Source organism: Methylotuvimicrobium buryatense 5G (assembly GCF_000341735.1).
Lineage (GTDB): Bacteria > Pseudomonadota > Gammaproteobacteria > Methylococcales > Methylomonadaceae > Methylotuvimicrobium > Methylotuvimicrobium buryatense.
Genome location: NZ_KB455575.1, coordinates 166889 through 178549 on the forward strand (window position 1 = coordinate 166889; position 11661 = coordinate 178549).

Consider the following 11661-nt stretch of genomic DNA (forward strand, 5'->3'; position numbering starts at 1 on the left):
AGAGCCGGTATCCCAGTGCCATAGACGTTTAGCTTTATATCCGGAGACCGGACTCCTGATGCGCGTTCTTGTGCATTGCCTTTCGGGCTAATGCAAACCAGCTATGCCGATTAATAAAGACAGGAGAGTCAAATCATGGCCAAACGGCGAGAACAAAGACGATATGTTAGAGTCGATCATCCGGTTAGCGATGAATCGCCTATTCGGTTCGAGTTATTCAGTCGCGAACGGCTCGAACAGCATGCGATCACTTTGGCGCAAGCGCAAAAGAAAGTCAGTCGCCACAAGAAGGGTCAAAAACTGATTCCTCGGGTGCGCGATAATTCTCTTGTGCTGCTTAATGCTTATAAAGCAGTCGCCAAGGGAGTTCGTGACAAGCACGCCATTACGCCGGCTGCCGAATGGCTTCTGGATAATTTTCATGTCATTGAAGAGCAGGTCGGTGACATTCTCGTTGACTTGCCTGAAAGCTATTACCGGGAACTGCCTAAGTTAGACGAAGGCGTGCTCGAAGGCTTTCCTCGTGTTTACGGTATTGCCTGGGCATTGGTTGCGCATTTGGATAGCCGCTTCGACCCGGAGTTGCTAAAAGTCTTTGTGCGCGCCTATCAAAGTGTCGATCCTCTCACGCTCGGCGAACTCTGGGCGATTCCGATTACATTGCGGGTCTTGCTGGTCGAAAATCTTCGGCGACTCGCGATCCGTATCTTGCATTCCCAAACCGGTCGCAAGATGGCCGACGAGTTCGTCGATAAATGCGAACAAATTATTGCCCAAAGCGATAAGCCGGACGCCCCATTACCGGTGCCGGTATTACCCGCCGAGCCCTTGATTCAAGCATACGCCGTCCAAATCTTGCAACGCTCGCACGACCCGCATCTAGGCGCAGTGGTTTCCCTTGATTTTCTTAATGAATGGCTAGACCGGCAAGGTGTAGCACTCGATGAAATCGTGAGCCGGGAGCACGCCGATCAGATCGCCGATAACTGGACGGTGCGGAATATCATTATCAGCATGCGCGCCATCTCTGCATTTGAGTGGCCTCAATTCGTCGAGGATGTGAGTCTCGTGGACGAGTGCCTGCGTGTTCATGAAAGCTATTGTTCTTTCGATTTTTTGACGCGCGATCGTTACCGGCACGCGATCGAGGACCTCGCCAAGCGCTCGCCGTATTCAGAGTTGGAGATCGCTCGCAAGGTGATAGATAAAGTTCGATGCGGAAGCGAGCATTCCATTGCCGACAAACGACAACAAGAACCGGGTTATCACTTGATCGGTACTGGCCGTTACGCATTCGAAAAGGAGGTTAAGTTTCGACCTTCGTTCAAAAAAAAGTTCTTGCGTGCCTATATCGCCCATGCCGGGCTCGCATATATGGGTAGTTTGGTTCTGTTGACACTTTTGTTGCTCGCGCTGCCGTTGAGCTTGAGCTTCGCCGCTGGTATCAGCGGATTACCGCTATTCCTGCTCGCGCTGTTCGGATTGTTCCCGGCATCGGATATAGCTGTCGGCCTGGTAAACCATTTCATCAGTGCGAATCTTCCGCCGCAACACCTGCCAAGGATCGATCTAAAAGACGGCGTGCCTCAGGCATTGAGCACATTCGTCGTCGTGCCGACGATGTTCGTCAACGAGGCCGGGGTCAAGGAGCAGATCAACCAGCTTGAAGTACGCTATCTGTCCAACTCGGATGGTGCGGTGCGCTTCGCGCTGTTGTCCGATTGGTCGGATGCCGATCGGGAAGTCATGCCGGACGATGCACCGTTGCTGGATATAGCCACTGCCGGTGTAGCCGCACTCAATGCCAAGTATGGAGACCAACGCTTCTATGTTTTTCACCGAAAACGCTTGTGGAATCCAAGCGAAGGCAAGTGGATGGGATGGGAGCGCAAACGAGGTAAACTACACGAATTTAATCGGCTGTTACGCGGCGCTGCCGATACGTCATTTCTTCCAGTCGATGGTAAGCCAGCCGTGGCGCCGCCCGGCATTTGCTATGTCATTACTCTTGATGCCGATACCAAGATGCCGATGGGTGCCGTAACGCAACTGGTGGGTGTCGCCGCTCACCCGCTCAATCAGCCGGTATTCGATCCCGACACCCAATGTGTCGTAGACGGCTATGGAATTCTGCAACCTCGCGTGACACCGACCTTGCCGCATCGGCGGGAGCACTCGATGTTTCACCAGATTTTTGCCGGGGCTTCCGGAATTGACGCCTATTCCAGTTCGGTATCCGAGCTTTATCAGGATTTGTTCAGGCTCGGTACTTACAGCGGTAAAGGCTTGTATCATGTGGACTCGTTCGAGGCCGCGTTGGCCGGACGTGTACCGGACAACACTCAGCTCAGCCATGATTTGTTCGAGAGTGTTTATGTGCGTTGCGCGTTGGTGAGCGATATCGAGCTTTTCGAAGAATTTCCTTCCCACACCGAAGTTGCGGCTTCACGTGAACACCGTTGGGTTCGGGGCGATTGGCAACTGTTACCTTGGATTTTCGGACGTCGCGGCAAGGATATGCCGATGATCGGGCGTTGGAAAATGCTGGATAATTTGCGTCGCTCCCTATTGGCTCCGGCAGCTTTATCCTCCCTGGTCGCAATCTGGGCCATCCCGAATGCACCGGTATTAGTGCTGACCGGTTTCGTACTAACGGCATTAGCCTTTCCTGCGATCTTGGCGATCATCGGCGGGTTTACATTACCTCGTCGTGGCATCGCGTTGAGCACCCATCTGCGTGCGGTGGGAGAAAATACGTTATGGGCAATTGGCAACAGCTTCGTGGCGTTGACCTTACTCGCAGAACGCGCTTGGCTGATGACGGATGCTATTGTCACCACTTTGGTACGCTTGTTCGTTACTCGGCGGCAATTGTTGAAATGGGTTACCGCCCTGCAGGCAAAGGCGCAGTCGGATCATGCGCTGAAGAATCTTATTCGACCCATGGGGCGATCCTCCATAGTCGTTATTGGCGCGGGCACAATAGTTTTGCTATTAAATCCGATTGGAATTTATGTTGCTTCGCCGTTTTTAATATTATGGATATTGTCACCGATCATCGCTCGATGGTTGAGTCTTCCGCCGAAGCTTGATCTGGCCGAGTCCTTACCGGCCGAGGATATTGTGCGCTTGCGCTTGATCGGCAGGCGTATCTGGCGCTTTTTCACGACCTTCGTGACCGAGGGGGAGCATTATCTGCCGCCGGATAATTTTCAGGAAGACCCGCAACCCGTCATCGCTCATCGTAGTTCGCCTACTAATTTCGGACTCTATTTGTTGTCCGTCGTATCCGCCCGTGATTTCGGTTGGATCGGGTTGATCGACACCGTAGAGCGACTCGAAGCCACGCTGAAAACGCTCGATGTACTGCCGCGTTTACACGGTCATTTTTACAATTGGTACGATACCCGCGACTTGCAAATGCTGGAACCACGTTATGTGTCAACCGTTGACAGCGGTAACTTAGCGGGTCATTTGCTGGTATTGGCGCAGTTCTGCCGGGAAACGCTGAATCGACCGCTCGCGTTTTACTCTGCATTGGAAGGCCTTAAGGATACTCATCGGTTGTTGATGGACGCGCTCGCTAAAATTAGCGATGACCGGCGAACACTCATCGTTCCGTTGAAAGAACTGCGGCAAAATGTCGTCATGCTCGGGGAGCTTTTGGCCAAGAGTCCTGTTGATCCGGACGAATGGAGCCGTCAGTGGCGACAGCTGACCGACGGCGCCGACACACTGCAGGATCTGGCTCATGCCTATGTCGCCGAGTGTGGCGATGAGGATGACAGCGAAGTACTCGTATGGGCTACGTTGATGCGGAATGACATTCGTTCGCATGCGAACGATGTGGAGTGTTTGGTTCCTTGGATTCATTTTACGGTCCGTAACGAGACCGGTATGGAACCCGCGATGACTCGTCTGTTTCAAACTCATCTAACCTTTGAGTCTCCGCTGAGTGACTATTCCGGCTGTTATCGTCAGTGCCTAGCTGACCTCGAAGCATTGTCCGAACAGTCTGTTGCAACTGTGGATCGTAATGCTTTGGCGATGCAATTACGGAGCGCCGGAGCCCACGTCGAATCAGTCACCGAGCGACTGGAAAACATGGCCGCACGGTTTGAAACACTGTTCCGCGAAATGGATTTTAGTTTTCTTTACGACAAAGGCTGTCATCTTTTCGCGCTCGGTTACCGCGTTTCGGAAGGTGCTTTTGATTCCAGTTATTATGATTTGCTGGCGTCCGAAGCACGTCTCGCAAGTTTCATTGCGATCGCCAAGCGCGATGTGCCGCGATCTCACTGGTTCCACCTGGGTCGTAGGGTGACACGCGCCGCACATGGCACTGTGTTGCTATCATGGTCGGGTTCGATGTTTGAATACTTGATGCCTTCCCTGGTGACTTTCACTCCACGATACAGTCTGCTCGATCAGACCTGCCGCCTGGTTGTTAAGCGGCAGATCGAATACGGCAATGAACGGAATGTGCCTTGGGGCGTTTCGGAGTCGGCTTTTAATGGTCGCGATCTTCATTTTACCTATCAGTATTCGGCTTTTGGCGTGCCTGGCCTGGGAATGAAGCGGGGTCTCAGCGAAGAATTGGTGATTGCTCCCTACGCCACGGCTTTGGCGGCGATGTATTTACCGCATGCCGCCGTGGAAAACTTTGCGCGCTTGGAAAAAAAAGGCGCAATGGGCCTGTTCGGTTTTTACGAAGCGCTAGATTTCACACCGGTCCGGTTGGCGGAAGGTCAAAATGTTGCGATGGTACGCTGCTACATGGCGCACCATCAAGGTATGTTCTTGGTGGCTATTGCCAATGTTCTACATGACGGGGAAATGCGCCATCGTTTTCATCGTGCGCCGCTGATCCAATCCGCCGACTTATTGTTGCAAGAACGGATCCCGCACGGTGCGGATACCAAGATCACGCCATTGTTGCAGGCTCTTGCCGAAGAAAAAGAACCCGCGCAGCCACCGGTTCGCCTTGTTCCATCGCCTACGTCTTCCGTACCTTCAGCGCACCTCTTGTCCAACGGCCGTTACGCGGTCATGATCACAGCGGCCGGATCAGGCTACAGCGTTTGGCGGAACCTGGCTGTGACGCGTTGGCGCGAAGACGTAACAAAGGATGCTTGGGGAAGCTATCTCTATCTGCGCGATGTTGCAAGCGGTCAGGTTTGGTCGGCCGGCTATCAACCGACGTCGGCGGTTCCCGACCATTACGATGTCGTCTTCGCTGAAGACCGTGCCCGCATCACGCGAACGGACGGCAGCATTGTCACTACTCTGGAGATCATTGTTTCACCGGAGGACGATGCCGAAATCCGACGCTTGACTTTGACCAATGACGGTCCGCAGGCACGTGAAATCGATATTACTTCTTATGCGGAGGTAGTGCTTGCTCCGATGCCTTCGGATATTGCGCATCCGGTATTTTCCAATCTGTTTGTCCGGACCGAATACTTTCCTAAGGTGCAAGGACTGGTCGCGCATCGGCGCCGACGGTCCGATGGCGATCCTGACATTTGGGCTGCCCATGTGCTGGCCGATGGGCGGCCCGGCGATGGACTTCAATATGAAACCGATCGGGCGCGTTTTGTCGGACGCGGGCAAACGCTTCGGGATCCGGTTGCGGTGATGGATGACCGGCCGCTGACCAATACGGTTGGAGCCGTTCTCGATCCGATATTCAGTCTGCGCAAACGAATTCGTATAGAGTCGGGCGCGACCGAACATATCATTTTGACTACCTTAATGGCTGAATCACGCCAAGCAGTGGAGGATTTGGCGGACAAGTATCACAACATGGCTGTGTGGGATCGTGTATCCGCACTGGCGTGGACTCACGCTCATGTGCAATTGCATCATTTGCGTACCATGCCCGATGAGGCTCAGTTATTTCAGTTTCTGGCTAACCGTCTGATCTATGCCGATTCATCGCTGCGGTCGTCAGGAAGGTTGATGCGAATGAATAACATGAACGTCGCAGGATTATGGCGGCATGGCGTCTCGGGAGATAGGCCTATCCTATTGCTCCGGATAACAGCGCTTGAGGATCGCACCCTCGTCGAACAATTGTTGCGAGCCCACGAGTACTGGCGCATGAAAGGTCTTACCGTGGACATCGTGATTCTGAACGAAAAGAAGGCATCTTATATCGATGATTTGCAGACCCTACTGGAAGGTATGGTGCGGGATAACCTGGCGCGTTCAGCTGAGCGTGAATATGGAAACCGTGGGGCGATATTCGTGCTACGGGGCGATCAGCTTTCGGCAGAAGAACAACGCCAATTACAGGTGGTCGCCCGCGCGGTTCTGGTTAGCAACCGAGGGACCTTGGCGGAACAATTGTTGAGAAGCATTCGGCCGGACGCCGCTTTTGTCGAACCGAGAGCATTGCCGGCTCCCGAAACCGATGCACCGACGCTAACGATACCCAAGCTTGAATTTTTCAATGGCTTGGGCGGTTTTGCCGAAGATGGACGCGAATATGTGATCGTACTCGACAAGGGACAGTGGACACCGTCTCCCTGGGTAAATGTGATCGCCAACGCCGAATTCGGCTTTATCGTCTCGGAATTGGGCAGCGGTTGTACGTGGTGCGGTAACAGCCGGGAAAACCTATTGACGCCTTGGTCGAACGACCCGGTTAGCGATCCTCCCGGAGAAATCTTTTACCTTCGTGACGATGAGACGAATGAATTATGGAGCCCGACCGCATTGCCTATCAGGGTCGACAATGCAAGTTATGTCATACGCCACGGTCAGGGATATAGCTGCTTCGAGCATGCCTCGCACGGGATTCATAGCGAATTGTTGCAATTCGTTAGTCCGGACGATCCGATCAAAATTTCTTCATTGAGGTTAACAAATAAATCCGGGCGAACCCGCCGGTTGACAGTCGCGGCCTATGTGGAATGGGTGCTTGGCGCTTCACGTTCCATGACTGCGCCTCATGTCATTACCGAACTGGATACTGAAACGGGCGCAGTGTTCGCATTCAATCACTGGGACGCCGAGTTCGGCCAACGGATAGCCTTCGCCGATTTTTCCGGGATACAGTCGTGTTGGACTGGTAATCGTGCTGAATTCATTGGCCGCAACGGTAGTCTTGACGCTCCGGCCGGCTTGTTGGCAACCCATACGCTGAAAAACCGAGTCGGCGCGGGAATGGATCCTTGCGCGGCGCTGCAGACGATGATCGAACTTGAACCCAACGGGAGTGCCGAGCTTGTATTCTTGTTGGGACAAGGAAATGATCGTGCCCATGCCGGCGATTTGGTCCGACGCTATCGGGAAACCAAGGTGGAAACTACATTTACTCGCGTCAAACAATCGTGGGAGCAAGTACTCGATAAGGTTCAAGTCAAAACGCCGGACCGCGAGCTCGATCTGCTGTTGAACGGTTGGCTGTTGTATCAATCCTTGAGTTGCCGCATGTGGGCTCGGGCCGGATTTTATCAGGTGGGCGGGGCATTCGGCTTTCGCGATCAATTGCAAGACAGTATGGCCTTTGTTGTCAGCAGACCCGATTTAACCCGCGCTCATTTGCTACGTGCCGCGGGTCGTCAGTTTATTGAAGGCGATGTACAGCATTGGTGGCATCCACCCTCAGGGCGTGGCGTTCGGACACGCTTTTCCGACGACCGTGTTTGGCTGCCTTATGCGGTGTCTCATTATATCAAGGTAAGCGGCGATGCCGATGTACTCGATGTGCAGGTGCCGTTTCTGGAGGGGCCTGTGCTGGGGCCGGAACAAGACGATCTTTATTACGAACCCACTGGGTCATCGCAACAAGCCAGTCTTTTCGAGCATTGTGCGCTTGCACTCGACCTGAGCCTGGAGACGGGCTCACACGGATTGCCATTGATGGGAAGCGGCGACTGGAACGACGGTATGAATCGGGTCGGCAACCAGGGTAAAGGGGAGAGCGTATGGATGGCGTGGTTCCTACTGGCAACGCTCCCCGAATTCGCGGCGTTGGCGGAAAGGCGGGGAGATCACGAGCGCGCCGTCCGCTGGCGCGACCATATCGATAAACTCAAGCTTGCGGTGGAAGCGGAAGGCTGGGACGGAGCATGGTATCGACGCGCTTTTTTCGACGACGGAACGCCGCTCGGGTCTGCGGCCAATGCCGAATGCCGTATCGATTCGATCGCACAGAGCTGGGGCGTGATTTCAGGTTTCGCGGAGACCGAGCGAGCCCGGCGGGCAATGTGTTCGGTACGGGAATACTTGGTCCGTTACGGCGACGATTTGGTGTTGCTGTTTACCCCGCCCTTCGACAAGACCGAGCGGGACCCGGGTTATATCAAAAGCTATCCGCCGGGAATACGGGAGAACGGTGGGCAGTATACCCATGCGGCGATTTGGACCGTTATCGCCTATGCGATGCTTGGCGATGGCGACCAAGCGGGGGAACTGCTGAGCATGCTGAATCCGATCAAGCGCACGACGACTCGAACCGGCGTTTATGCCTATAAAGTCGAGCCGTATGTTTTGTCGGCGGATATCTATTCAGAGTCGCCCCATGTGCGACGAGGCGGTTGGACCTGGTACACGGGGGCTGCGGGGTGGTTTTATCGCGCCGGCATGGAATGGGTATTGGGCCTGCAAGTCCGGAACGATACATTGTGTTTCGATCCATGCATTCCCAGAAACTGGTCTGGTTACAGCATCGTTTATCGGCACGGAAATTCCCGCTACGAAATTGCCGTGGAAAATCCGGACGGCGTAACACGCGGGATTGCCGCGATAGAGTTGGACGGCGAGCGCCAGTCAAGCGGAAATTCCATTATCTTGACGGATGACGGACAGGTTCATCGGGTGCGGGTCGTGTTGGGTTGTATACCCGTCGTAGATCAAAATACGGCGCCTGGGTGTCCGCCAAAGGACGCCGTGAATACGTCCATGTAGGCTCTATGCCAGCTCCATGCTGGCAAAGCCTTTATCGGACACCCAGGCGCCTCCTCAGGCACTGCCGAAATTTGAAGTGCGAAAGGTGTAATGGGTTGGAATGAGTTAGGTGTTTTGCGATAAATATACCCATCGTAGATCAAAATTCGGCGCCGGGGTGTCCGCCAAAGGACGCCGTGAATACATCCTTGTAGGCTTGACGGCGGAATCTGATTGCCATGGATGGCATGAATGCAGATTTTGCAGGAGCAAAAACCTGCCCTGCTGCCGACATCCTCGCCAAGCATACCCCACACCTTTTTTGATCTCCAAATTGGGAATTGCTGAAATATTTGTTTGTTTTTGTACTCGTTCAAAATGTTGAAGTATGAAAGAGATATATTTTTTTAACTTTATGGGAGAAAAACAATGGATATTATTTCATTAGTGGTCGTTCTTATCGTTGTCGGCGTGCTTTTATGGTTAGTCAACAGTTATTTGCCGATGGAGCGTCGTATCAAGGAAATACTGAACATCGTGGTGCTCATCGCGGTGGTGCTTTGGTTACTGAGCATATTCGGCATTATGGGCATGTTTCCGAGGGCATTGGTTTCGGTAGTAGTGGCCTTGATCGTAGTCGGTTTGTTGTTGTGGTTGGTTAATAGTTATATTCCGATGGACGGGCGTATCAAGCAGATATTGAACATTGTGGTGATCATCGCCGTGATTTTGTGGCTGCTGAGTGTGTTCGGCGTTTTGAGCGGGCTCCCGCGTATGCGCATGGGGTAATCCGTAGCTGTGTTTAGCCGTAGGATGGGTAGTAGCGAAGCGGAAACCCATCGCTTTGTTTGAGCGCAGGTACGGCCAATAGCGATTTAGCTGCGGTGGGGAGTAGCGTTTAGCTTGATGCGTATGGGTCACTCGCCCGACAGGACGCCGTAAATACGTCCATGTAGGCTCTATTCCTCAAAGCCAAAGCCTTCGCGAGCGCCATGGATGGCGAGTATTAGGGGCAACGCAAGAGCAGTTGCCGGGGAGCAAAAATTTGACCGAACACCCCGATACCTCCATACGCTAATGCCGAAATTTGAAGTGCGATAGGTATAAACATGATAAAGGGCGATTTTATTCGCCCTTTATCATTTCCGTAACAAAGAAAACGAAGCGCTTGATTTATGCTGGGGTTTTGCCTAATCTAGCTCGGTTATAAAGTCGATGCTGTTCATCGCCCTAATACATGCCATCCGTGGCGTAATGCTAAATCTACATGCCCGAAATCCTTGTTTTAGGGTTTTATGATCAAGGGTTTAGATGAAAGTCTAAGCTCTTTTTTATTGTTTGAGGCTTACTCGAGTTGGTGGGTTTTGGGTATAACGGGCTTGGTTTTATCCGGCTCAAGTTTTTTTGATTGTCGCAAAATGCGGAGCGATGAGAAGGTTTTTCGATATCATTACTTTTTAAATTTAGGATGGAACGTTTGTTATCTCTGGAAGTTAAAAACTTATGCTGCATTCGCGACGATAGAGTGTTGTTCGATAATTTGTCGTTTAATGTTTCTTCCGGGCAAGCGTTATTGCTGGAAGGGCAAAACGGTTCGGGCAAAAGCTCTTTATTGAAGATTTTATGCGGTTTTCGGGAGCCGGATGCCGGAGAGGTTTTGTGGTGCGGTGTTGAAATTAATAACGGTACTTTCTTTGAACAGATGGCCTATGTCGGCCATTTGGACGGTGTCAAAAAGGAATTGACCGTTCTGGAAAATCTCAAGATTGCCACGGCTCTGGGTAAGCCCGGCTATTATTCGATCGAGGAAACACTGGAGAAGGTCTATTTATCCGGTTACGACGATGTGCTGGTGCAATCTTTGTCGGCCGGGCAAAAACGCCGTTTGTCGCTAGCTCGTTTATTGATTACCGACAATAAATTATGGATTCTCGACGAGCCTTTCACCTCTTTGGATAAAGAGGGTATAGCCATTTTCGAGGCGCTGATGGTCGACCATATTGCCAGAGAAGGCATGGTCGTTTTGACCTCGCATCACGATATCACGCTGCACGGCATCGACGTGCAAACAATCAGGTTAGCTTAATGACATTGTCGAACGCATTTACCGCCATCATTCGACGCGATTTGGTCCTGGCTTATCGGCGGCGTGCCGAAGTCGCCAATCCGCTGTTATTTTTTGTCTTGGTCATTACCTTGTTTCCGTTGGGGCTAGGTGCGCAAACCAAGTTATTGCAAGCGATGGCCCCGGGAATCATTTGGATTGCCGCGCTATTGGCCGCGATGCTATCGCTGGATTCATTGTTTCGGTCGGATTTCGACGATGGCTCGCTGGAACAGTTTATCTTGAGCCCGCATCCGCTTTCGGTGCTGATTTTGGCTAAGATCGTCGCGCATTGGTTGGTGACGGGCTTGCCTTTATTGTTGATCTCACCCTTATTGGCAATATTTTTGGGCATGCCCGAACAGTCCGTGCCTGTGCTGCTTTGGACCTTGCTGCTTGGTACGCCGGTATTGAGTTTGATCGGTTCGATCGGTGTCGCGCTGACGGTGGGTTTACGACGAGGCGGGATGATCTTGGCGTTGTTGGTTTTGCCGTTGTACATTCCGGTGCTGATCTTTGCCGGCAATGCCGTCGAAATGGCGGGTAGCGGTTTGCCGGTCGGCGCGCAACTCAATATTCTGGCGGCGATTTTATTCGCGGCCTTGGTGCTGGCGCCGTTACCGGCCGCCGCCGCATTAAAAATGAGTATGAATGGATAATTT

4 protein-coding genes are annotated in these 11661 nt (G+C 52.6%); all 4 read left to right on the top strand.

Annotated elements, in window-relative coordinates; translation table 11 throughout:
• The first annotated feature begins 135 nt into the window (after positions 1-135).
• The 4 genes from METBU_RS0100800 to ccmB all read left to right on the top strand — a co-directional run bounded on the left by METBU_RS0100800 (position 136) and on the right by ccmB (position 11658).
• Positions 136-8916 carry a GH36-type glycosyl hydrolase domain-containing protein gene (locus METBU_RS0100800; protein ID WP_017838814.1) on the top strand — a complete coding sequence of 2927 codons (8781 nt, stop codon included), beginning with the start codon at positions 136-138 and terminating at the stop codon, positions 8914-8916.
• Positions 8917-9324: 408 nt separating this feature from the next.
• Positions 9325-9684 carry a Thivi_2564 family membrane protein gene (locus tag METBU_RS28600; protein WP_017838815.1) on the top strand — a complete coding sequence of 120 codons (360 nt, stop codon included), beginning with the start codon at positions 9325-9327 and terminating at the stop codon, positions 9682-9684.
• Positions 9685-10363: 679 nt separating this feature from the next.
• Complete coding sequence (gene ccmA / locus METBU_RS0100815; RefSeq protein ID WP_014148966.1) at positions 10364-10981, top strand: cytochrome c biogenesis heme-transporting ATPase CcmA; 618 nt, start codon at positions 10364-10366, stop codon at positions 10979-10981.
• A complete protein-coding gene (gene ccmB, locus METBU_RS0100820; protein ID WP_017838816.1) occupies positions 10981-11658 on the top strand; it encodes a heme exporter protein CcmB in 678 nt (225 codons plus the stop codon). The genes ccmA and ccmB overlap by 1 nt, the downstream gene beginning before the upstream one ends.
• The last annotated feature ends 3 nt before the right edge of the window (positions 11659-11661 follow it).